This window comes from Ammoniphilus oxalaticus, assembly GCF_003609605.1.
GTDB lineage: Bacteria > Bacillota > Bacilli > Aneurinibacillales > RAOX-1 > Ammoniphilus > Ammoniphilus oxalaticus.
Genome location: NZ_MCHY01000009.1, coordinates 488826 through 511647 on the forward strand (window position 1 = coordinate 488826; position 22822 = coordinate 511647).

A 22822-nucleotide genomic window follows, 5' to 3' on the forward strand; every position below is an offset into this window, starting at 1 on the left:
CAATTTATTCTATGCGAAAATGAGTCCTTGGGATGGTATAGGTATGTTGGGGGATAATGAACTAAAAAAAGGATGGTATGACCGTGATTTATATTTATGATGATTATGCTGGAACACATAGTACGGCTCTCGCGGCGGCTTATCATTTGAATAAACTTCCGAAAGATCGACAGCCAACGAAAGAAGAAATATTAAATGTCGACTATTTTAATAAATTAACCGCCGCCGATATGGGAAAATTATTTTTTCATGGGGTAGATGAGGATGGAAACTCAGTCTACTCAATAGGGCGAAAGAGATCGAAGCTAGTGGCGCCTGCCTTAAAAAATCTAAGTTTACTGTTCCAAGATAAATATCAGATCCGTGAGAAAGTCATCATCTCGAACACATCGCCAACGGTTCCTTTTGCCATGACAATCGGGGGGCTATTGTCCAGGGGATTAAAAATTGATTCTATCGGCGTTCCGCTACTCGTTATAGGCGCTAAGCAAGCCGCCAAAGATATTATTCGATTGGTTGAGCATACAAAACAAACAGGCAAATCAACCAATGCAAATGTAGTTGTATTAGATAATAAAACATTTACATAGCTGTAAATAATCCTCTCCTAAGATCACCGCGCGCGCTTCCGACAGTCCCAAATTTCCTGTATACTAATATGAATAATGAAACAAATGAGATGAGAAGGAGGGACCGTTTTTTGCAAACGGACACATTCATAACTCCTCTTTTATTAGATGAAGAAAAAGTGTTTAAAGATCCCGTGCATCGGTATGTCCATGTGCGTTATAAGGTAATTTGGGATTTGATCAATTCGATGGAGTTTCAGCGGTTGCGACGGATTAGGCAGTTGGGCACGACGCATTATACGTTTCATGGCGCGGAACATAGTCGGCTGAATCACTCGCTTGGCGTGTATGAAGTGATGCGGAGGATGGTGTCCAAGCTGGATCTATCGGAGGAAGAGATTCTGCTTTGTCTTTGCTCGGCGTTGCTTCATGATATCGGTCATGGTCCATTTTCGCATTCGTTTGAAAAGGTTTTTAAGACGGATCACGAGCAGTGGACACAGCGAATGATTGAAGGCGATACGGAAGTGAATGAAATTTTGCGTGGGATTTCGGACGATTTTCCAAAAAAGGTGTCTGAAGTGATCGGCAAGACACACCCCAATCAGATGATTGTCAGTCTAATCACGAGTCAATTTGACGCCGATCGGATGGATTATTTGCTTCGCGACGCGTATTACACGGGGGTCAATTACGGCACCTTTGATATGGAGCGGATTTTGCGTCTGCTACGGATTGTCGATGACCAAGTTGTGATCAAACATAGCGGAATGCACGCGATTGAAGATTACCTCGTTTCACGCTATCAAATGTATTGGCAAGTGTACTTTCATCCGGTCACGCGGAGCGCGGAGGTCATTTTGCGTAAGATTTTTCAGCGAGCCAAACATCTTTATCAACAGCAATATGCTTTTTTAACCGATCCAGTCCCGATGATCCCCTTTTTTGAAGAGCGGGAAGTGAGTATTGACCAGTACTTGGCGTTTGATGAATCGACATTATTGTATTATATTCAACAATGGTGCCAAGAAGAGGATCCGATTTTTGCTGATTTGTGTCAACGCTTTTTGCACCGTCGGTTATTTAAATACGTTGAATTTGATCCGCAGCAGGATTATCGGACGTGGACCGAATTACAAAATTTGTTTCGCGAACATGGTCTTGATCCCGATTATTATTTAGAAGTAGACTCGCCTTCAGATTTGCCCTATGATTTTTATCGCATTGGACAAGAAGAGGGGGAGATGATGCCGATCTTGCTGGAAATGCCAGACGGGTCGTTACAGGAATTGTCAACACAATCGATCATTGTCAAATCGATCACGGGGAAGCGGCGGTTTGACCATAAGTTGTATTATCCAGATGATCTCATTTCGGATGAGATCCGCAGTCGTTTAGGGGGGAAATAAAAGTTGTTGCAGGAACATGCCAAAGTGTTGCAACTGATTAAGCAAGCGGGGGAAATTGTCGGTCGAAAAAAATTGCAAAAGATCGTTTACATAACGCAAAAACTCCAGTTCGAACTAAATCAACGGTTTCAATTTCACTTTTTCGGACCGTACTCAGAGGAGTTAAGCCTTGAAATAGAGGAGTTAGGCGAACTGGGCTTTCTCCAGGAGAAGTTGGAGGATAAAGGGAACTATCGCGTGTATCGGTACCGGATTACAGATAAAGGCGAAGATTTTTTAGCGCATGTGCCCGCAGAGGTGGGGAACGTGACGCCGATCGTGAATAAACTGAATCGATCGACGGCAAGGTTTTTGGAGTTAGTGTCAACTGTATTTTATTTCGAACAATTGAGTCGTTCTGAAGTGGAAGAAAAAGTATTTACATTGAAGGCCAAGTCTAATTACACGACCGATGAAATTAGTGAGGCCTATCGGTGGATTGAGCAGCTTAAAACGCTTTCGGCTGATTGCGTTAGATAAGCGGCATCATGTAAAATGGTGGAAAAAGGGGGTCCGTTTCATGTTGAAAAACAATAAAAATAAAGGCATGGATTTAAATATTATTAGCAAAACGAATACACATGGCGGTTTTGGAGCCGGGATGATCAATTTGAGCAATATGTCCGCGGTGATTATTGATGGGGAAGAGGCTTATATCGATATTGGCGCGCTACACGCGAAAAGCAAGATCGAACGCGGCATTAAGTTTTTACCGCAAAAAGATGAAGTGCCGAACGGGCGAAAATGCTGGATCGTCTGGGCAGCCGCTGATCGCAATGAAAACGGACCTTACTATGCGGGCCTGACCGCTTGTGAAATGCTCGTTGACCCAGAAGCGCGCCGCGGGTGGAAAATACTTGCTGACCACGTCAACAAAATGGATGCCGCGATGAAGCGTCGTTATATGTTGGATGAGCTAAATGATCAGGAAAAAGCGACGTTGCGTCACATGTTGGAGCAGCATAACGTGGAAATGTGGGCCAATTCGCCTGAAGAATTGAAAAATGCATTAACTTAATATGCAATATTGAAAAGATTTTACGGTAAAGAATTGTGCTTCTAATAAAAAAGTTGTAAACTAATATATAGTGTTTATGCACTTTGATGAATACTAGGACAAACAAACAGGGTAGGGTCGCGACCTACCCTGTTTGTTTTTTCTAAGGATAAATCTCGCCCATCGAACGCACAATATACGTATCCCATGTGGTGAGGTGATAGCAATGGAATTGGAACTGCAAGGTCATTTTGCCCGACATGGCGGCGTCCATTATGAATATAACGCGTCTGCCGAGGAGATCAATGCGTTTGTGAATCAGCTTCCCGCTGATAAAAAGGAAAGCATGTTTGAAGTGATGCAGGAGTTAAGCGAAAATGGATTGATTACAGTCTTTAACGATGAGCTCTTCGCCGACGGCGACGGTGAAATTGGCGGTAGCGAAGATTGTTAATCGCGCGATCTTAACCGATTAACCGAAATTTAAAAGGGTATGTCCTCAGCATGAGGGCATACCCTTATTTTTGTAGTCGCTAGTAACTATCGATTAAAAATTCGCTTCCAGAATGGTTTCTTCTTTTCTCCTTCACCAGGCGACTTAGCTGGTGGATCAGCGGGTCCGTGTTCTGTACAATATTCCAACGGTTCCGTTCCAGCCGCAAAATAAACGAGTTCTTGCGTCGGACAATGGGCGCTTGCTAGCTTTTCATTTTGCGTATCAATGTAGACCGACTGTACGCCTTCTGGCGTAGGGAACAATAGCGGCGGCTGATCCGTTAACGCTTGTTCCATAAAATCAGCCCAAAGCGGCACGGTGAGGCGGGAATCATCAACAGGATCCATTTTTGTACCTTCATCGTAGCCCATCCAGACCGATAAAGTGAGTTGTGGCGTAAACCCGACCAACCAAGCGTCGTAATCGGTCGTGCCTGTTTTGCCCGCGACAGGTCGTTGCAGTTGCTCCGCCACGCGATACCCAGTTCCGCCGTCTTCAAATACAGACAGCATCAGGTCGGTCAAAAGAAATGTCGGAACCGCTTCAGCGACGCGTGTCTTTTTCGGCTTTTCCTCAGCTAACACGTTGCCGTCTTGGTCAACAATTTTCCAGATGGCGATGGGCTCCACTTTTTCCCCTTGGGCGGCGATGGTTGAATATCCAACAGCCATTTCCATCGGTGAAACGGGAATCGTTCCTAATGCGAGTGATGGCAACGCTTGAAGCTCGGAGTGGATCCCGATCCGATTTGCGGTTTCAACGACCTGTTCAGGACCGAGATGCATGTTTGTTTTTACCGCATAAATATTATCGGATTTAGCGATTGCCGTCCGCAGCGTAATGTAATCATTCGCGTAAGAATTACCGTAGTTTTTAGGTGTGTATTGCTGGCCATTGCCATAGGTAAACACAGTCGGCTCGCTTTTGAATTCGGTCATCGGCGTAAACCCATTTTCAAGCGCAGCTAGGTAAACAAACGGTTTAAAGGAAGAACCGGGTTGTCGTTTGGCGAATACGCGGTTATATTGACTCTCCTTATAATCCCGACCGCCTACCATCGCTCGAATGGCCCCCGTCTGCGGGTCCATCGCCACAAGCGCCGCTTGCAACGGTCGATCCTCTGGAATGTGCTTCGCTACCGTTTCTTCCGCTTTTTGCTGCATGACAGGGTCTAATGTGGTGTAAATCTTGAGGCCGCCGTGGACGAGTTGATCGTCTGATAATCCATATTTCTTTTTAGCCACTTGGGTAATGTAATCGCGAAAATATGGGGCGATTACCTTTTCCGAGGCGGGGACGAGTCCAACCAACTTGATTTCCTCAGCATAGGCAAGATCTGCTTCTTCCTTCGTAATATATTCCTGCTCAACCATCGCGTTTAACACAGAACGCTGACGGCTTTTGGCGTTTTCTAGATGTAAGTAAGGAGAATAAATACCAGGTCCTTTTGGCACGCCCGCAAGCATGGCTGATTCGGCAAGCGATAATTCCGAAACATCTTTTCCAAAGTAGGTTTGGGCGGCAGCTTGGGCTCCATAGGCCGCGTGTCCATAATAAATCTGATTAAGGTAGAGGTCGAGTAATTGATCTTTTGAATAGTTTAATTCCAACTGGACGGTCAAGATCGCCTCTTTAATTTTACGCTCCCACGTTTTATCTAACGTCAAATACAAATTGCGGGCAAGCTGTTGACTAATCGTACTGGCGCCTTGCACTTTCGCCATATGTTGCAAATCGACTAAAACCGCTTTGCCTAACCGCTTAAAGTCAAAACCGAGATGATTGTAAAAGTGTCGATCTTCAATCGCAATCGTTGCTTGTTTGAGATGATCGGGGATTTGCTCCAGCTCGACCACCGTGCGATTTTGCCCGCCGAACAGTCGATCGATCAATTGTCCGTCCTCGGCGTAGATGGAAGTCGTTTGTTCAATGTCAGACGGGGGCAACGGTTGAGATCGCAAGTAAAGGATGAGCAGGCCGATCAGCAGCGAGCCAATCACCGAAACGACAAAGCCGAAAAAGAAAAACTTTCTCGTAAAGCGAAGAAATTTTTGCAATGGGACCATGCTGTTCACTTCCAAAAATCAGCCCCCTTTTTTTATATAAAAATTCAAAAAAATAATCGCATAGGTAGTTCCATTATTGGGCAGTCTATTACATTCTATACCTTGTTTCTATTGAATATTGCAACTCAGAAAACGACCGAATATAATGAGAGGTTAGATAAACACTAATCATACCCTAAGCTAAGCGGAAAATGACAGAAAAGAGGAATGATCATGGCGGGATTTTGGTTTACGGAAAAGCAAACCGATCATTTTGGAATTACGATGCGGGTCAACCAGACTTTACATACTGAACAGACGGACTTTCAAAAGTTGGACATGGTTGAAACGGAAGAGTTTGGCAATATGTTGCTGCTTGATGGCATGGTGATGACGACGCAAGTGGATGAATTTGTGTATCACGAGATGGTTGCTCACCCGATTTTGAACACACACCCTAATCCAGAAGCGGTGCTTGTCGTTGGCGGCGGGGATGGGGGTGTCCTCCGCGAAATTATGAAGCATGACAAAGTGGAAAAAGCGGTGCTCGTCGATATCGATGGCAAAGTGATCGAGTATTCAAAAAAATATTTACCGGAAATCGCTTGCGAACTCGATAATCCGCGTGTTGAAGTGAAAGTCGATGATGGATTCATGCACATTATCAATAGTAAAGATATGTACGATGTGATTATGGTCGATTCAACCGAACCGGTTGGACCTGCCGCGCCGTTGTTTGAACGCGGATTTTATCAGGGGATTTACGAAGCGTTAAAAGAGGATGGAATGTTTGTCGCCCAGACAGATAATCCTTGGTTTAAAGCAGATCTGATTCAAAAAGTGAGTCGCGATGTGCGCGAGATTTTCCCAGTTACGCGAACGTACATTGCCAATATCCCGACCTATCCGTCTGGGATGTGGACATTTACGCTTGGCTCTAAGAAATATGATCCGCTTGCGGTGAAAGTCGAAGAAATTCCAGACCTACCGACGAAATATTATTCACCTGAACTGCACCATGCTTGTTTTGTGTTGCCGAAGTTCGTAAAGGCGCTCGTTGAATAGGAAGGGGCCTGAAGATACGCGATGAAATTTGATGAAGCTTATTCAGGAAATATTTTTATCGGAGCGCAACAAGATTATGAACGGGCGCAAGTCGTGATTTATGGAATGCCCATGGATTATACGGTGAGCTTCCGTCCCGGTTCTCGTTTTGGTCCCCGACGGATTCGCGAAGTGTCGATCGGATTGGAAGAGTATAGCCCGTATGTGGACCGCGAACTGGATGAAATCAATTATTATGACGCGGGCGATATTCCGTTAGCGTTCGGGAATGTATCGAGGGCGTTAGAACAGATTCAAGAGTTTGTCGGGCAAACGCTCACTGACGGGAAATTTCCGCTTGGATTGGGTGGCGAACACCTCGTTTCGTGGCCGATCATTCAAGAAATGTACAAAAAGTATCCCGACCTCGTCATTTTGCACTTCGATGCCCACACCGATTTGCGCGACGATTATGAAGGGGAACCACTGTCCCATGCGACACCAATCAAAAAGGCGTGCGATTTAATCGGCGGTAAAAATGTGTATTCATTCGGAATTCGCTCGGGCACGAAAGAAGAGTTTGAATGGGCGAAGAAACATATGAACTTGTTTAAGTTTGACGTGTTGGCGCCGTTGCAAAAAGTGTTGCCAACGCTTGGGAACAGGCCTGTCTATTTAACGGTCGATATTGATGTGTTGGACCCATCAGCGGCGCCGGGCACAGGCACATTGGAAGCGGGAGGTATTACTTCGAAGGAATTACTCGCTTCGATCCATGCAATTGGGGAGTCGGGCATCAACGTGGTTGGCTGCGATCTCGTCGAAGTCGCCCCGGTGTATGACCCGAGCGAGCAAACGCAAATCGTCGCTTCCAAAATCGTCCGCGAAATGTTGCTGAGTTTTATTAAGTAAGTTAGTTGGAAGTAAGGGGGACCCGATTTTATAACTCGGGCCCCTTGTTTTGGTAAGTGAGCGGGTGGGCGAGTCATTTTACTCACCCACAACATTGTTTAGTAAAAGCCCGCGCCGCAGAAGCCGTTATGTACGAAAAAAGGTCTCGATCCGATTCGGCTCGAGACCCACCCTATTATTCTTCGCCCTCGTGGTACGTGTCGGAGATCAGGTCATTGCAATTCCAACAATGACAACGGATAGCCTCCCATTTTGAAAGCTCATCTCCGCAGTAAATACAGCAATCGCGTAGATTCTTTTGCAAGGACATGACCTCCCTTTTTTAAATTCCCTCAAATCTTCTTTTTAGCTAGCTGAAAACGGTCACAAGTTCATTCTATTCGGACGGATCGATCGATATGCCTCAAGCAAAGCTTGTTTTTCCATAAAAAAATGCATAAAATAGGATGGATATAGGACGTGATGGAATGAAACAAGTGAAAATAAATATACAAACGAATATGAGGCAACAAGGGCAGTCGCTCGAACAAATTTGCCAGGGGAAATTTTTCGCTAGAGCCGAAGGATGGAACTTGGTGTACCAGGAAGATTTGGGCGATAATCAAAAAGTGTCGACAACGGTGAAACTGCAAAACGGCATGGCGACGATCACCCGAACGGGAGCTGTGCGGATGCGCCAGGAATTTAAGCCGGGTCAGACGACGAAGGGGAATTATCAAAGCCCATATGGGCTGATGCAGATGGAAACGAAAACGGATGAAATTCGCTGGGAAGACCGGCAGTTTTTTCTTAGCTACCGTTTAAAGTTAAATGGTGATGATATGGGCCGCTATGAGGTCACGATGGAAATGGAGGATTACGATGAATATAGTAGAAAAAGTTAAGGCGACTATCGTCGAAGAGATCAAACAGGCGGCGATCGAAGCGGGTCTGGCGGAATCGGGCCAAATTCCAAACTTTGTGCTGGAAATTCCAAAAGAAAAAGCGCATGGTGACTACGCGACGAACATTGCGATGCAATTAACCAAAATCGCGAGAAAGCCGCCTCGTCAAATTGCGGAAGCGATTATTGAACGGTTTCGGGCTGGACAGGCTCATGTTGCAAAAGTGGAAATCGCAGGTCCCGGTTTTATTAACTTTTATATGGATCATTCTTATATAACAGATATTATTCCGCAGGTGATCGAAGCAGGCGATCGCTATGGGACGACGACCGACGGACAAAACGAAAAAATTCAAGTCGAGTTTGTCAGCGCGAATCCAACAGGGAGCCTTCATTTAGGACATGCCCGCGGGGCTGCCGTAGGAGATGCGTTGTGTAATGTATTGGCGATGGCCGGTTATGATGTCAGCCGCGAATACTACATTAATGACGCCGGTAATCAAATCGCTAACCTTGCTTATTCGATTGAAGCGAGATACAAGCAAGCGTTAGGGATGGACGCTGAGATGCCAGAAGATGGGTACCATGGTGAGGACATTATCGAATTTGGTCAACAGTTAGCGGCCGAAGCAGGCGATCGCTATATTCATATGGAAGAGTCCGAGCGTTTTGAGTTCTTCCGGGAATACGGGTTGGAAAAAGAATTAGAAAAACTAAAGCAAGATTTAAAAGATTTTGGGGTTGAGTTCGATGTTTGGTTCAGCGAAACCTCGCTCTATGAAAAAGGGGAAGTCGTTGAAATTGTGGACAAGCTGCGCGGACGCGGTTACGTTTACGATGAAGAAGGCGCGACTTGGTTGCGATCAACTGATTTTGGCGACGATAAAAATCGCGTCCTGATTAAAAATGACGGAAGTTATACGTACTTAACGCCAGACATCGCTTATCACCAGGATAAATTCGCGCGCGGGTTCACGAAGTTGATCAATATCTGGGGGGCGGATCATCACGGCTACATTCCGCGGATGAAGGCGGCGATGCAAGCGCTCGGGTATGCAGCGGATCAACTTGAGGTTATCATTAACCAGATGGTTAACTTGTATCAAGGCGGTGAACGGGTCCGCATGTCGAAGCGAACGGGGAAAGCGGTAACGATGCGCGAATTAATGGAAGAAGTCGGCACCGATGCTGTGCGTTACTTTTTCACGATGAGAAGCTCAGATGCCCATCTTGATTTTGACATGGACCTTGCGGTTTCCAAATCGAATGAAAACCCTGTTTTCTATGTTCAATATGCCCACGCTCGTATTTGTAGTATTTTTCGAAGAGCCGACGAAGAGGGGTTGAGCTGGAAACGAGAGGCGGCAGACTTGAGTTTGCTCATTTCGGAAAAAGAAGTCGAGTTGTTGCAAAAAGTCGGTCAGTTTCCAGAGGAAATTTCGCTTGCTGCCGAACATTATGCGCCGCATCGCATCGTTCGCTACGTTCATGAATTGGCGACGATCTTCCATAGCTTTTACAATGCGGCCCCCGTCATCACGGAAGATGTGGAGCTAAGCAAAGCGCGCTTGAACCTATTGCAAGCAGTCCAAATTACAACGCAAAACGCATTGCGCGTGATAGGCGTCAGCGCCCCCGAAAAGATGTAAGTAATAAAGTCAGCGAGGAAAGCAGGCATTTTGATGCCTGCTTTTTTTGTTTGTTAGTGAGAAGGAGGTTGATGATGATGCAACGGTCAAATGCGCCCTTACAATTCGTCATAGACCAACTTGCGCGATCTAACGGGAGAAACGACCGTTGCATCACGATAAATCAACGTGGAATCGATTCCATCTTTCTGCAACGGGAAATGCGGCCTTTATAACGACAGCTCTGTCGCCTGTTTTATTCCAATGGTCGTTTCTCCCGTTGGAATTTTGCCCGAGGGGGTGCCCCCAAATATCGATCCATAGTTGGAATTTCGTCCCTTAAGTATGGAGTGTTCATCGGAAATCCTCATCATAGTTGGAGTTTCCTCAACTATGGACGCCGCGCTAAACCGTCCTAGCCTTCCCGTCCAACCAATCCACCCCTTGATTATTTCGTCAAATCATTATAGAGTAAATGTATGCCTAAAAACTGGCGATAAGGTGCTTGATTTTAGGCAGTCGACTTTACGAGGAGGTCGAATGAATTATCGAGATTAGCAAAGAAACATTGACCGCTATTTTGGGAACAATTGATGAGGGAATTCATGCGGTCAATGCGCAAGGATATACGATTTACTACAATCAATTTGCGGCCCAATTGGATGGGTTAGAGCAAGAAGAAGTGTTAGGCAAGCACCTATTAGAAATTTTCCCTTCATTAAATGTACAAACGAGCACCTTGCTAAAAGCGATCGAACTGGAAGAGCCGATTTATAATCAGCATCAACGTTATATGAATATCCGCGGCAAACAAGTCGTCACGGTTAACAGCACGTTGCCGTTATTCGTTGATGGACAGTGTGTCGGAGCGGTGGAAATAGCCAAAGATATGTCCAGGGTGCAGGAACTATCGGAGAAGCTTGTTGATCTGCAAGCGCAGATGGCTCAAAATCAGGCAAAAAATCAACGTCCATCGAAAAAAAAGCAGGCGCGTAACAATAATGGAACAAAATTTACATTCATTGATCTCATTTCTAAGAGTGAAAATATGGAGCAGCTGAAGGAATTAGGCGCGCGAGCGGCTAAAACGACTTCGCCCGTTTTAATTATGGGTGAAACAGGCACGGGAAAGGAATTGCTCGTCCAGTCGATCCATAACGCCTCCCCGCGCAGCGAATCCGCTTTTATTGCCCAAAATTGCGCGGCCCTTCCAGCGACTTTACTAGAGGGAATCTTATTTGGCACGCGAAAGGGAAGTTTTACAGGCGCCGAAGATCGGCCAGGGTTATTCGAATTGGCGGATGGCGGCACGTTGTTTTTAGATGAAATCAATAGCATGCCGTTGGAACTGCAAACAAAACTGTTGCGCGTGATTCAAGAAAACCGAGTGCGACGCGTGGGTGGGGCGACTGAACTAGAAGTAGATGCTCGCATTATCGCCGCAATGAATGAAGATCCGCAGCAGGCTGTCGAAGAAAATCGCTTGCGTTCTGATTTGTATTATCGTTTAAATGTTGTCTCTTTTCGAATACCTCCCTTAAGGGAACGGCCGAACGACATTTCGTTGCTAACGGATCACTTTATAAAAAGTTTCAACTACCGTTTTGGCAAGTTGGTCACAGGGATTGATTCGGAAGTGGAGACGTTATTTCTCCAGTACGATTGGCCAGGAAACGTGCGGGAATTGGAACATACGATTGAAGCGGCGATGAATTTAGTGGATGAAGATACGATTCGGATTCAAGATCTGCCGCCTCATTTTCAGCAACAACCGTTTGGAACCTCATCATCCTCCAAGTCAACGTCATCGGATTGGTTCAAAGATTTATCGTTACGCCAAGCTGTCAAACAAGTCGAAGAACGGATGATTCGCGAAGCGATTGCTGAAACGGATGGGAATATTTTGCAAGCAGCGAAGCGATTAGGCATCCCCAGACAGACTCTCCAGTACAAGCTATCTAAAATGGAATCTGAAGAATAAACGAGCTTATCCGAGAAATTAAAAGGATAGGCATGTTGTTCTGCCCTCAGCTAGGAATCGAATGGATGCAATTGGAAAATGGACGCTGAGCCTTTTTGTCCTCTCCACGGAGCCCATGTATAATAAACACTATCAAAACAAAGTTGATGTGGGAAACGTGAAGTAAATCCAGTGAGTAAGCTTCAACGGTGAGCAGGGGTATGTTTTTGAAGATATTGCTTTTTCAAAAGCGGATTTCTGTTAGCTGTTTGAGATTGAGTAACAAGCTGAGAGCCAGGATTGAAAAACGATCGCGGAGACTGGGATCCCTTTTGGCTCAAACGGGCCAAGGGTAGGCTATCGGAATTATCGATGGTTTAAGGTGAGTCTATAATCAGGCGAAACCTGGGTACTCTAACCTCTATTTAGATGGAGGTGGTGAGGACCCAGGTTAATTATTAACTATGGCTGGTAAAATATGTAAACCTGGCGCGGTTATTGCATGTTATATAGAGTAGATGCGAACATTTCCACTCAGCGTTTTTAATAAAAATAAATTGACTATCCTGGAGGATGATGAGTGATATGAATTTAGACATGAGCGTAACAAAGAGAAGTTGGAAAGATATTGAGATTTGGAAGGATGTTTCAGATGAGCAGTGGGATGACTGGATGTGGCAGTTAACAAACACAATTCGCACAGTCGATGATTTGAAAAAGGTCGTAAATCTAACCCCTGATGAAGAAGAAGGCGTGCGTATTTCTACACAAACGATTCCGTTGAACATTACCCCGTACTATGCGTCTCTGATGGATGCAGATGATCCAGAGTGCCCAATCCGCATGCAATCCGTGCCTGTTTCCGATGAAATTATGAAGACAAAGTATGATATGGAAGATCCATTGGAGGAAGATGAAGATTCCCCGGTGCCAGGATTGACCCACCGTTATCCGGACCGCGTGTTATTCCTAGTCACAAACCAATGTTCCATGTACTGCCGTTATTGCACGCGTCGCCGATTTTCCGGTCAAGTTGGAATGGGTGTGCCGAAAAAGCAGCTTGATGACGCGATCGATTATATTCGTCAAACACCTGAAGTGCGTGATGTGTTGCTATCAGGTGGGGACGCTTTGTTAGTAAATGATCGAATCTTAGAATATGTTATTAAAAACTTGCGATCGATTCCGCATGTGGAAATTATTCGAATTGGAACAAGAGCGCCGGTCGTATTCCCGCAACGGATTACAGAAAATCTGTGCAATATTTTGAAAAAGTATCATCCTGTATGGGTGAATACGCACTTTAACACATCCCTAGAAATTACGCCTGAAGCAGTTAAAGCGTGCGAGATGCTGGCGAATGCTGGGGTTCCGCTTGGAAACCAATCGGTTATTTTGGCGGGGATCAACGATAGTGTCCACATTATGAAAAAGTTAATGCACGATCTTGTAAAAATTCGCGTGCGTCCGTACTATATCTACCAGTGTGACCTATCCGAAGGAATCGGACACTTCCGCGTGCCTGTTTCAAAAGGATTGGAAATCATGGAAAACTTGCGCGGTCATACGTCTGGTTACGCGGTCCCAACGTTTGTCGTTGATGCCCCAGGCGGTGGCGGAAAGATCGCGGTGCAGCCGAACTATATCATTTCGCAAAGTCCAGATAAAGTCGTCCTGCGCAATTTTGAAGGTGTGATCACGAGCTATCCAGAGCCGAAAGAATATACACCAGGCAAAGCGGACGCTTATTTCGAAAAAGCGTACGGTGAAAAAGAGAAGAAGACGGATGTGGGTGTCGCGGCGTTGATGAACGACGAAAAATTCAACCTCGTGCCACAAGAGCTTAATAGAATGAGCAAACGCGAAAGCTACGAAGGTAAGGAAGATCACAGCTCTCTCAAAGACCGCAGAGAAACGCGCGATCAAATGATCGAGCGAAAAATGAAAGCTGAAGCGAAGAAAAGAGAGACTGGCGAAGATAAGATGAAAGCTTCATCATAAAAAAAGAGCAAGATAGAGGGTTGTCCGCAAGGGCAGCCCTCTTTTATTTTTTTTTGGATGGGCTTGACCGCGTGGATTGAGGGATCGTGTAAGTGTCCGAAGCGCTGAAAATGTGGACTTGAGGAGGGAGTAGGAGGCGCGGGATATCCGTGGGGGATAGACCCATGTCTGTAACGGTCCGCGCGACCCTTACAGTTGGAGAGCATGGCTATCCTCGTGTTGTAATGGCGCATTAGACCTTTACAGTCGGTTAAATGGCCTGCGCCTCGGTTTGCGGGTTCTGTAACGGTCCGCGCGACCCTTACAGTTGGAAAGCATGGTTATCCTTGTGTTGTAATGGCGCATTAGACCTTAACAATCGGTGAAAATGAACCGTTCATGTTTTGGTGATTCAGTAATAATAATTGGACCGCTTTATCGTTTGGAGAAATGAAGTAATCTAAAACAAATTGAAACCTTTTGCTTATGTATAATGCTCTAAGTAGTGAAGGGAGGTCAAACAAGGTGAAATATGATGTACATACCGTAAAGCGCGCGATTGCGGGGGACAAGGAAGCCTTTGAACAACTGCTTTATTCGGAGGAAGAGAAATTATACTATACGGCGCTATCTTACACAGTTCAAAAAGAAGATGCGTTGGATGCGATCCAAGAAGCTGTATGTAAGGCTTACCTATCAATCAAGCAGTTAAAGCAACCGGATTTTTTTTCAACCTGGTTAATTCGCATTCTCATTCACGAGTGTTATCGTTTGCTAAATAAGAGGCAGAGAATGATTCCTTTTGAAGAAGAGGAATTGTTGAAAAAGTTAGAACATCACACAGATGAAATCAATCATTCAACCGAATTAACAGAGATGCTATCACAATTAAATCCGTCTTATCAAACGGCGTTGATTTTATTTTATTATCGAGATTTACCGATTAAGCAAATTTCAGAGGTGATGGAAAAACCAGTTGGGACGATAAAAACATATTTACATCGTGGGAAAAAACAATTGAGAGAGGAAATGGAAAGGAGAGCCGATTGTCGTGAACAAGTCATTTAACATGGATCGGAATGAAACGGATTTTCCGAAGGATGAGGTGCGGACCGCGATTTCTAGGGGCATTCAACAAGCGGAAAATCAAAAGCGGCCTAAGAAACGAAAACCACTTTTTTATATGGCTGGCGCGACGGTCGCCGCAATTGGACTGCTGATAGGCTCTTCGTACGTATCCCCAGCATTTGCAAATAGTTTAGCTCAGTTGCCTATTATCGGATCGGTGTTTGGTGATTCTAACCTAATCGGATTGCAGCAAGCTCAAAAAAAGGGCTTAACAAGCAAAATTGGAGAGACTCAGACAGTCAATGGTATTTCCGTGACATTAGATGAAATTTTGTATGATCAAAATGAAATTGCGATAGGTCTACAAATTGAGTCAGAGCAAGAGCTGGATGAACGCTTTATGTCCTGGATGGACTTCACAATTAATGGAGAGATCCCCAGTGCTGGGGGCGGCGGATATAAGGAAGAGATCTTAACGCCAACCACTAGGACTGCCATTCAACAAATAAGTGTTACTGAAGAAATGCCAGATACATTCGAACTAGGGTTGGTTCTCAATGGTAGCCGCGGAGAAAGATGGTACTTCTCAACGCCTATTAAAAAGATAACGGATATGATTAAAATTCCTATTCATCATTCACAACATGTTGACGGGATTGATCTTACGGTCCAAGAATTAGCGGTAAGCGCAACGGGCGTTGGTATATCCTATGAGAGTTCGGAAAAAGACACAGATTTTGTAATGAGCCGAGCAGATGCTTTCGAATTCCGAATGGAAGATCAAGACGGAAACGAAATTAAAAATCATTCGGGCGGTGTCGTCGGGGAACGTGTTAAAGATCGAATGGTTTATAAGAGCAATAAAAAGTTTGACCCCATCGAGTCAGGTGTAACGGAATTGACCATTACGCCTTATTTAGCTCTTCCAACTAGCGGAGGCGGAGTGGAGTTTGACGAACATGGGGAAGCGAGGGAATTGGAATTTAAGGGAGATTCTTTGCAGCCTGTTGAGTTTAAATCTTTTAAAGTGAAGATTGAGCAGTAAGGTAAATGAAGTAAATTAAGTATTTGACGTAGTCCTATTTTTCAACCTAGTGTCGCATCATAACGTGGCGCTAGGTTGATTTTTTCCCCCCTATTTAATCCCCCATTACTTAATCTAGAAAATATCTCGGTCTTTTTAAAGGTCGGGCATCGTATGTTCTATGTAGTGAATGTTCGAAATTTGACGAACGATTGCGGGCGAACGATCGTTCATCTTTGCCCACTATCGCTAATATAATAACAATAACCGATAAAATAGCAGTAAAGGAGGACTCGCATTTGTTCGCTTTCATTCACTTCCTCGCTTTCCTAATCGTCACCGGTTATGCGGTCTATTTGTTCGCGCATCTTGTATATAGTCGAATCGTGTTCATCAAACTTGGTCGTAAAGCAAATTTGAAAGTAGACATAAAACAGCGATTGCAAGAGTTCCTAGCAAACGTTTTCGGGCACAAAAAGTTGCTCAAAGATCCGAAAAGCGGAATCATGCACCTGATCTTATTTTATGGTTTTATCATTTTGCAATTGGGAGCGATTGAACTTATTTTCAAAGGCTTCCTAAAAGGGTTTTCGTATCCGATCGGCGCGGCCCATCGGTATTTTCAATTATCCCAAGAAATTACGGCTTTCCTCGTGTTAGTCGCAATTGGCTACGCTTTTTATCGGCGCTACATAGAAAAGCTGCCGCGTTTAAAAAGGGGTTTCAAAGCGGGGCTCGTTGTCTTCTTTTTATCTACATTGATGCTATCTATTTTCTTTACCTTAGCGTTTGAACGACTGTGGTTACTCGCAGAGGTCCAACAGCAGGCTAATTTCGTCGTTTATGCGCCCATCTCATCGTTGCTCGCCACTCTATTCTCGAGCGTTAGCGTGACGACAGCAGCCGTTCTATTTTATTTCTTTTGGTGGGTTCACCTGCTCATCCTCCTTTCCTTCCTTGTTTATGTCCCGCAATCGAAACACGCCCATATTTTATTCGCCCCAATCAACATTGCGATCCGCGACACAAAGCCAGCTGGTCAACTGACCTCGATCGACTTTTCTGATGAAACATTGGAAACGTATGGAGTCGGTCAAATCGTAGATTTCCGACAAAACCAGCTGATCGATTTATACGCTTGTGTGGAATGTGGTCGTTGTACGAACAGTTGTCCCGCCTCTCATACGGGAAAAACACTGTCACCGATGGAACTCATCGTCAAAATGAGGGATCACTTAACGGAAAAAGGGGCGGCGATAACGTCGCGGAGTCCTTGGCTGCCTGAATTTGCGTTTCAGCAGACGACGGCAACCCAACTGGCCAAAGCAAAGAATGCTCGCCAAACATTTAACGTGAATTTAATCGGAGATGTGATCACCGAAGAGGAGTTGTGGGCTTGCACGACCTGTCGCAATTGTGAAGATCAATGCCCGGTTGCCAACGAACATGTGGAAATGGTGATTGATCTGCGTCGTCATCTCGTTTTAACAGAAGGGCAAATGCCATCAGAGGCGGCTCGTTATTTTCAAAATGTGGAGCGGCAAAGCAATCCATGGGGGATCAGCCGCCGCGAGCGGATCAACTGGCGGGAGCAACGGGAGGATATTGAGGTCTCAACGGTCCAAGAAATTGACCAATTTGACTACTTATTTTGGGTCGGTTCGATGGGTTCGTTCGATCAACGCAGTCAAAAAATTGCCCAATCCCTGGCTAAAATCATGAATGCGGCTGGGGTCACGTTTGCGATTTTAGGCAACGAGGAACGCAACTCGGGAGATACGGCTCGTCGGATGGGCAACGAGTTTTTGTTCCAGCAGTTAGCAGAAGAAAATATCGCCATCTTGCAGAAATATAATGTAACGAAAATTATCACGATTGACCCGCACATTTACAACACGTTTAAACATGAGTATCCAGAGTTTGGATTGAAAGCGGAAGTGTATCATCATACGGAATTAATCCTTCAGTGGCTCAAGGAAGGGCGCTTAAAGTTGACGAAAACGGTGGAGGAACAGGTCGCCTATCACGACTCGTGTTACCTCGGTCGCTACAACGAAATTTATGATATTCCCCGAGAAATTTTGCGGGCGGTGCCAGGGGTTCATCTGCTTGAATTGGAACGCAATCGAGACGACTCGATGTGTTGTGGGGCGGGCGGCGGCATGATGTGGCTAGAAGAACGACAAGGGACGCGCGTGAATGAGGAGCGGACCGAGCAAGCGTTGGCCGTCAATCCAACAGCGATCGGCAGTAACTGTCCGTATTGTTTAACGATGCTCAGCGACGGAACGAAGGCGAAAGACGTGGAACAACAAGTCAAAACGTTGGACATCGCAGAGATCGTGGAAAAAGCGTTATAGAAAAAAGGGGGAACGTTTTCGATGGCAAAAACGGTCATTGTCAGCGCGGCTCGCACACCTTTTGGGCGGTTTGGAGGAAGTTTCAAATCGGTGTCTGCCGTCGATTTAGGGGCTGTTGCAATCCAAGAAGCGTTGCGACGAGCGGACCTTAGCGGTCAACATGTCGATGAAGTCATCATGGGGATGGTGTTGCAAGCAGGGGCGGGCCAAATCCCTTCACGGCAAGCCGCGCGCCAAGCGGGCTTACCATGGGAAACACAGACTGAAACAATCAACAAAGTGTGCGCTTCGGGGTTACGAGCGGTGACGATGGGCGATCAAATTATCCGCGCGGGTGATGCCGAGGTGATCGTTGCAGGCGGCATGGAAAGCATGAGCAACGTTCCTTTTGCCTTGCCCTCCGCCCGTTGGGGGGCGCGTATGGGTCATGTCGAATTGCAAGATTTGATGATCGGTGACGGGTTAACGTGCGCGTTCGAACAAGCGCATATGGCTGTTCACGGTAGTACGGTCGCCGCTGAATTCAACATATCGCGGGCGGAGCAAGATGCGTGGGCGTTGCGCAGTCAACAGCGGGCGGCGGCAGCGATCGAACAAGGAAAATTTAAAGAGGAGATTGTTCCCGTCTCCGTTCCGCAACGAAGAGGAGAACCGTTGCTCGTTGATACCGATGAAGCGCCGCGGGCGGATACGTATCTGGAAGCATTGACGAAATTACGACCGATTTACGTCGCGGATGGCACGGTCACCGCGGGGAATGCCCCAGGCCTTAACGACGGAGCCGCTGCGTTGACGCTGATGTCCGAGGCAAAAGCGCGGGCGTTAGGGAACAAGCCGTTAGCGACGATTGTCGGTCATGCCGCGGTTGGTCAACAAGCCCGTTACATTGCGACGACTCCAGGTTTAGCGATTCAAAAGTTATTGCTCAAAACGGGTTATCAGCTTGAACAGATTGACTTATTTGAAGTGAATGAAGCGTTTGCCGCCGTTGTGTTGACAAGCGCTCAGTTGGTTGGCTGGGATCCTGAAAAAGTGAATGTCAACGGCGGGGCGATCGCCCTTGGTCATCCGTTGGGGGCAAGCGGGGCTCGCATTTTAATGACATTGATCTATGAGTTGCGACGTCGCGGCGGTGGGCTGGGGATTGCCGCGATTTGCAGCGGAGCCGCCCAAGGAGATGCCATTTTAGTTGAGGTAAATGGAGTGTAGAAAGGAGGAGGAAATTGGCGATGACAACAATCCAAAATGTGATGGTGATCGGGGCAGGTCAGATGGGCAGCGGAATTGCTCACGTTGCGGCTGAGGCGGGGATGCGAACAACATTGTATGATCTGAACACGAAAGCGGCGCAACAAGGATTGGCTACGATTAAACGAAATTTGGCTCGCAGTGTGGAAAAAGGACGGCAGAGCGCGGAACAAGCGGCGCAGCTTTTGGAGCGGATTACCCTGTCTGACGATATAAACGATGCGCAGGCAGCGGATCTTGTCATTGAAGCGGTTGTGGAACGGATGGATGTGAAGGCGGAACTGTTTCGCCAGCTCGATACGATCTGCCCGCCGCATACCATTTTGGCGAGCAACACATCCTCGTTACCGATCACCGAACTCGCAGCGGAGACGGAGCGACCCGAGAAGGTGATCGGCATGCATTTTATGAATCCTGTCCCTGTGATGCGCTTAGTGGAGGTGATCCGGGGGTTGCGGACGTCCGATGAAACGGTGGAGGCAGTTGAACAACTTGCCCTGCAAATGAACAAAACAGCGGTTGAGGTCAACGATTTTCCTGGTTTCGTCTCCAATCGGGTGCTGATGCCGATGATCAATGAAGCAGTTTATTGCGTTCACGAAGGGGTGGCGACAGCGGAAGCGATCGATCAGGTGATGACGTTGGGCATGAATCATCCAATGGGCCCCCTCGCGTTAGCCGATCTGATCGGTCTGGACACCTGCCTCTATATTATGGAAACGTTGCATCACGGATTGGGCGATTCCAAGTACCGCCCTTGCCCCCTTTTGCGTAACTATGTAAAAGCGGGTTGGCTTGGCAGGAAAGCGGGTCGTGGTTTTTACAGCTATGAGTGAGTAAGCGATGGAGGGGAGCGAATTGTTATGAACTTCCACTTTACGAAACAACAACAGCAAATGCGTGATATGGCGCGTGAGTTTGCCCAAACCGAGCTTGCCCCGCTTGTCGAGCAAATGGAGCAGACCGATCAATTTCCGCTTGAACTCATCCGTAAAATGGGGCGAACAGGGTTGCTCGGTATTCCAATCCCAAAAAAATATGGCGGTCTCGGGTCCGACTTTATGTCATATATTCTGACTATTCAGGAGATTTCAAAAGTGAGCGCCGCGGTCGGGGTGATTCTAGCGGTCCACACCTCGGTTGGGACACAGCCGATCGTTTATTTTGGGACGGAACAACAAAAACAAACCTACGTGACAAAGTTGGCTAGCGGTCAATCGGTCGGGGCGTTCGCTTTAACCGAATCGAGTTCGGGTTCTGATGCGGCAAACATGCGGACAACGGCAACGATGAATGGCGATTATTATATATTAAACGGTACTAAAATTTTTATTACAAATGCGGGCGTGGCTGAAACGTATGTTACGTTTGCTGTCACTGATCGCAGCAAAGGGACGCGCGGAATTACCGCTTTTATCGTTGAGGCGGATACGCCAGGTTTCAGAGTGGGCAAGATGGAGAAAAAAATGGGGCTGTACGGTTCCAACACGGCCGAACTTATTTTTGAAAACGCGCGGGTGCCTGTTGAAAATCGGTTAGGGGCCGAAGGGGAAGGATTTCGAATCGCCTTAGCCAACCTTGATGTGGGTCGAATCGGGATTGCCGCTCAGGCGTTAGGGATTGCCGAAGCCGCATTGGAACATGGCTTGCATTACGCCAAGCAGCGGGTCCAATTTGGGCAACCGCTCGCGAGCCAACAAGCGATTTCATTCAAGCTGGCCGATATTGCGACCCAAACAGAAGCCGCTAAAATGCTCGTTTACCAAGCGGCGGCGTTGCGTGATCAGGGCTTTCGTTGCGGAAAAGAAGCGGCGATGGCCAAACGTTTCGCGACAGATACCGCGATGCGAGCGGCAGTCGAAGCGGTTCAGATTTTTGGCGGATACGGTTACTCGCGAGCCTACCCTGTTGAACGGTTGTTTCGCGACGCGAAAGTGACCCAAATCTATGAAGGAACCAATGAGATTCAGCGACTCGTGATTGCTCGACACTTGCTAGAAAAGGGAGGCGGGAACGGATGAATTTTGGCTTATCGGAAGAACACCAAATGATGCAAAAGGTCGTCCGCGAATTTGCCGAGCAGGTATGCGGCCCAAGCGCGGCGGAACGAGATGAGACGGAACAGTGGGATATGACCCTTTGGCGGAAGATGGCTGATTTGGGGTTGTGCGGGATTCCCTGGCCTGAAAAGTACGGTGGCGCGGGCGCTGATTATCTTAGTTATGTGATCGCTGTTGAAGAATTGTCTCGCATCGATGCGTCGGTCGGTGTGACCTTATCCGCTCACACTTCGTTAGCTGGCTGGCCGATCTACGCGTTTGGTAATGAACAACAAAAGCAAACGTATTTGCGAGCGATGGCCGAAGGGAAAAGCATGGGCGCGTATGGCTTGACCGAGGCGGGCTCAGGATCTGATGCGGCGGCGATGAAAACGTCGGCGGAACAGGATGGCGCGGAGTGGGTGTTAAACGGTTCTAAAATATTCATAACAAATGGGGCTGATGCCGATATCTTTCTCGTTTTTGCGCAAACGGATCCTGCCAAAAAACACCGCGGGATTGCCGCCTTTATTTTGGAAAAGGGGTTTTCGGGTTTTAAAGTTGGCAAGCTGGAGAAAAAACTCGGGATCCGCTCTTCATCGACGACAGAAGTGATTCTCGAAAACTGTCGGGTGCCTGCGGAGAATCTGCTAGGTCAAGTGGGTGACGGTTTTAAGATAGCGATGATGACACTTGACGGCGGTCGCAACGGCATTGCCGCGCAAGCGCTCGGGATCGCGCAAGGGGCATTCGACCATGCGTTGGAATACGCGCAAGAACGGGTTCAATTTGGCAGACCGATCGCCAAACATCAAGCCATCCAATTTAAACTCGCTGACATGGCGACTAAAATCGAAGCGGCTCGACTCCTCACGTATCAGGCGGCATGGCGGGAGGATCGAGGGCTGGCTTACGGTTTACAATCCGCGATGTCCAAACTATTTGCAGGCGATATCGCGATGGAAGTGACGATTGAAGCGGTGCAAGTTTTTGGAGGATATGGTTACACGCGAGAATATCCCGTCGAACGCTTTATGCGCGACGCGAAAATCACTCAGATTTACGAAGGAACCAATGAGATCCAACGGCTCGTTATCGCTAATCATTTATTAAAAGATTGA

At 46.7% G+C, this 22822-nt stretch carries 19 protein-coding genes; 18 read left to right on the plus strand and 1 reads right to left on the minus strand.

All coding sequences use genetic code 11. From position 1 onward, the window contains the following. Window positions 1-83 precede the first annotated feature (83 nt). From BEP19_RS13875 to BEP19_RS13895, 5 genes are all read left to right on the plus strand, one after another. Window positions 84-590 (plus strand): DUF3189 family protein, encoded by a 507-nt coding sequence (locus BEP19_RS13875; RefSeq protein WP_120190506.1) that lies wholly within the window; start codon window positions 84-86, stop codon window positions 588-590. 110 nt (window positions 591-700) lie between these two features. Beyond that, complete coding sequence (locus BEP19_RS13880; RefSeq protein ID WP_245983566.1) at window positions 701-1978, plus strand: HD domain-containing protein; 1278 nt, start codon at window positions 701-703, stop codon at window positions 1976-1978. 3 nt (window positions 1979-1981) lie between these two features. Further along, window positions 1982-2497, plus strand: a complete 516-nt coding sequence (locus tag BEP19_RS13885) for a YwgA family protein (RefSeq protein WP_120190508.1) — start codon at window positions 1982-1984, stop codon at window positions 2495-2497. A 40-nt stretch (window positions 2498-2537) separates the two neighbouring features. Then, on the plus strand, window positions 2538-3035 hold the full coding sequence (locus BEP19_RS13890; protein WP_120190509.1) for a YwhD family protein: 498 nt from the start codon (window positions 2538-2540) through the stop codon (window positions 3033-3035). A gap of 205 nt (window positions 3036-3240) precedes the next feature. Beyond that, complete coding sequence (locus BEP19_RS13895) at window positions 3241-3468, plus strand: hypothetical protein (RefSeq protein ID WP_120190510.1); 228 nt, start codon at window positions 3241-3243, stop codon at window positions 3466-3468. A gap of 86 nt (window positions 3469-3554) precedes the next feature. Here the strand turns inward: BEP19_RS13895 and BEP19_RS13900 are convergent, their stop codons facing one another. Continuing rightward, entirely contained in the window at window positions 3555-5591 is a 2037-nt protein-coding gene (locus BEP19_RS13900; protein ID WP_425452778.1) for a transglycosylase domain-containing protein, read from the minus strand. A 198-nt stretch (window positions 5592-5789) separates the two neighbouring features. On the opposite strand from BEP19_RS13900, the gene speE reads away from it, so the two are divergent. The 13 genes from speE to BEP19_RS13965 all read left to right on the plus strand — a co-directional run bounded on the left by speE (window position 5790) and on the right by BEP19_RS13965 (window position 22822). Further along, complete coding sequence (gene speE / locus BEP19_RS13905) at window positions 5790-6620, plus strand: spermidine synthase (RefSeq protein WP_120190511.1); 831 nt, start codon at window positions 5790-5792, stop codon at window positions 6618-6620. Window positions 6621-6641: 21 nt separating this feature from the next. Then, window positions 6642-7511 (plus strand): agmatinase, encoded by an 870-nt coding sequence (gene speB, locus BEP19_RS13910; RefSeq protein WP_120190512.1) that lies wholly within the window; start codon window positions 6642-6644, stop codon window positions 7509-7511. A 467-nt stretch (window positions 7512-7978) separates the two neighbouring features. Next, window positions 7979-8395, plus strand: coding sequence for a YwiB family protein (locus tag BEP19_RS13915; RefSeq protein WP_170145376.1), 417 nt, complete (start codon window positions 7979-7981; stop codon window positions 8393-8395). Continuing rightward, the gene (gene argS / locus BEP19_RS13920) at window positions 8373-10043 is read left to right on the plus strand and encodes an arginine--tRNA ligase (protein ID WP_120190514.1); all 1671 of its coding nucleotides are present in this window, start codon (window positions 8373-8375) and stop codon (window positions 10041-10043) included. Before BEP19_RS13915 ends, argS begins: the two co-directional genes overlap by 23 nt. Before the next feature lie 547 nt (window positions 10044-10590). Continuing rightward, on the plus strand, window positions 10591-12003 hold the full coding sequence (locus tag BEP19_RS13925) for a sigma-54 interaction domain-containing protein (protein WP_281269301.1): 1413 nt from the start codon (window positions 10591-10593) through the stop codon (window positions 12001-12003). Window positions 12004-12567: 564 nt separating this feature from the next. Beyond that, window positions 12568-13983 (plus strand): lysine 2,3-aminomutase, encoded by a 1416-nt coding sequence (gene kamA, locus BEP19_RS13930; protein WP_120190516.1) that lies wholly within the window; start codon window positions 12568-12570, stop codon window positions 13981-13983. A gap of 504 nt (window positions 13984-14487) precedes the next feature. Further along, the gene (locus BEP19_RS13935; protein WP_245983568.1) at window positions 14488-15030 is read left to right on the plus strand and encodes a sigma-70 family RNA polymerase sigma factor; all 543 of its coding nucleotides are present in this window, start codon (window positions 14488-14490) and stop codon (window positions 15028-15030) included. Beyond that, complete coding sequence (locus BEP19_RS13940; RefSeq protein WP_245983570.1) at window positions 15014-16075, plus strand: DUF4179 domain-containing protein; 1062 nt, start codon at window positions 15014-15016, stop codon at window positions 16073-16075. The genes BEP19_RS13935 and BEP19_RS13940 overlap by 17 nt, the downstream gene beginning before the upstream one ends. 278 nt (window positions 16076-16353) lie before the next feature. Beyond that, window positions 16354-18414 (plus strand): (Fe-S)-binding protein, encoded by a 2061-nt coding sequence (locus BEP19_RS13945; RefSeq protein WP_120190517.1) that lies wholly within the window; start codon window positions 16354-16356, stop codon window positions 18412-18414. Between the two features lie 21 nt (window positions 18415-18435). Further along, complete coding sequence (locus BEP19_RS13950) at window positions 18436-19623, plus strand: acetyl-CoA C-acetyltransferase (RefSeq protein WP_120190518.1); 1188 nt, start codon at window positions 18436-18438, stop codon at window positions 19621-19623. 20 nt (window positions 19624-19643) lie between these two features. Next, window positions 19644-20498: a 3-hydroxyacyl-CoA dehydrogenase family protein gene (locus BEP19_RS13955; RefSeq protein ID WP_120190719.1), complete on the plus strand. Its 855-nt coding sequence runs from the start codon at window positions 19644-19646 to the stop codon at window positions 20496-20498. Window positions 20499-20525: 27 nt separating this feature from the next. Further along, on the plus strand, window positions 20526-21683 hold the full coding sequence (locus BEP19_RS13960; RefSeq protein WP_120190519.1) for an acyl-CoA dehydrogenase: 1158 nt from the start codon (window positions 20526-20528) through the stop codon (window positions 21681-21683). Then, window positions 21680-22822 (plus strand): acyl-CoA dehydrogenase, encoded by a 1143-nt coding sequence (locus tag BEP19_RS13965; protein WP_120190520.1) that lies wholly within the window; start codon window positions 21680-21682, stop codon window positions 22820-22822. The genes BEP19_RS13960 and BEP19_RS13965 overlap by 4 nt, the downstream gene beginning before the upstream one ends.

Coding starts and splice junctions, on each gene's coding strand:
- BEP19_RS13890 (WP_120190509.1), top strand. CDS start 2,538: ATGTTGAAAAACAATAAAAATAAAGGCATGGATTTAAATATTATTAGC.
- BEP19_RS13895 (WP_120190510.1), top strand. CDS start 3,241: ATGGAATTGGAACTGCAAGGTCATTTTGCCCGACATGGCGGCGTCCAT.
- speE (WP_120190511.1), top strand. CDS start 5,790: ATGGCGGGATTTTGGTTTACGGAAAAGCAAACCGATCATTTTGGAATT.
- speB (WP_120190512.1), top strand. CDS start 6,642: ATGAAATTTGATGAAGCTTATTCAGGAAATATTTTTATCGGAGCGCAA.
- BEP19_RS13915 (WP_170145376.1), top strand. CDS start 7,979: ATGAAACAAGTGAAAATAAATATACAAACGAATATGAGGCAACAAGGG.
- argS (WP_120190514.1), top strand. CDS start 8,373: ATGAATATAGTAGAAAAAGTTAAGGCGACTATCGTCGAAGAGATCAAA.
- kamA (WP_120190516.1), top strand. CDS start 12,568: ATGAATTTAGACATGAGCGTAACAAAGAGAAGTTGGAAAGATATTGAG.
- BEP19_RS13950 (WP_120190518.1), top strand. CDS start 18,436: ATGGCAAAAACGGTCATTGTCAGCGCGGCTCGCACACCTTTTGGGCGG.
- BEP19_RS13955 (WP_120190719.1), top strand. CDS start 19,644: ATGACAACAATCCAAAATGTGATGGTGATCGGGGCAGGTCAGATGGGC.
- BEP19_RS13960 (WP_120190519.1), top strand. CDS start 20,526: ATGAACTTCCACTTTACGAAACAACAACAGCAAATGCGTGATATGGCG.
- BEP19_RS13965 (WP_120190520.1), top strand. CDS start 21,680: ATGAATTTTGGCTTATCGGAAGAACACCAAATGATGCAAAAGGTCGTC.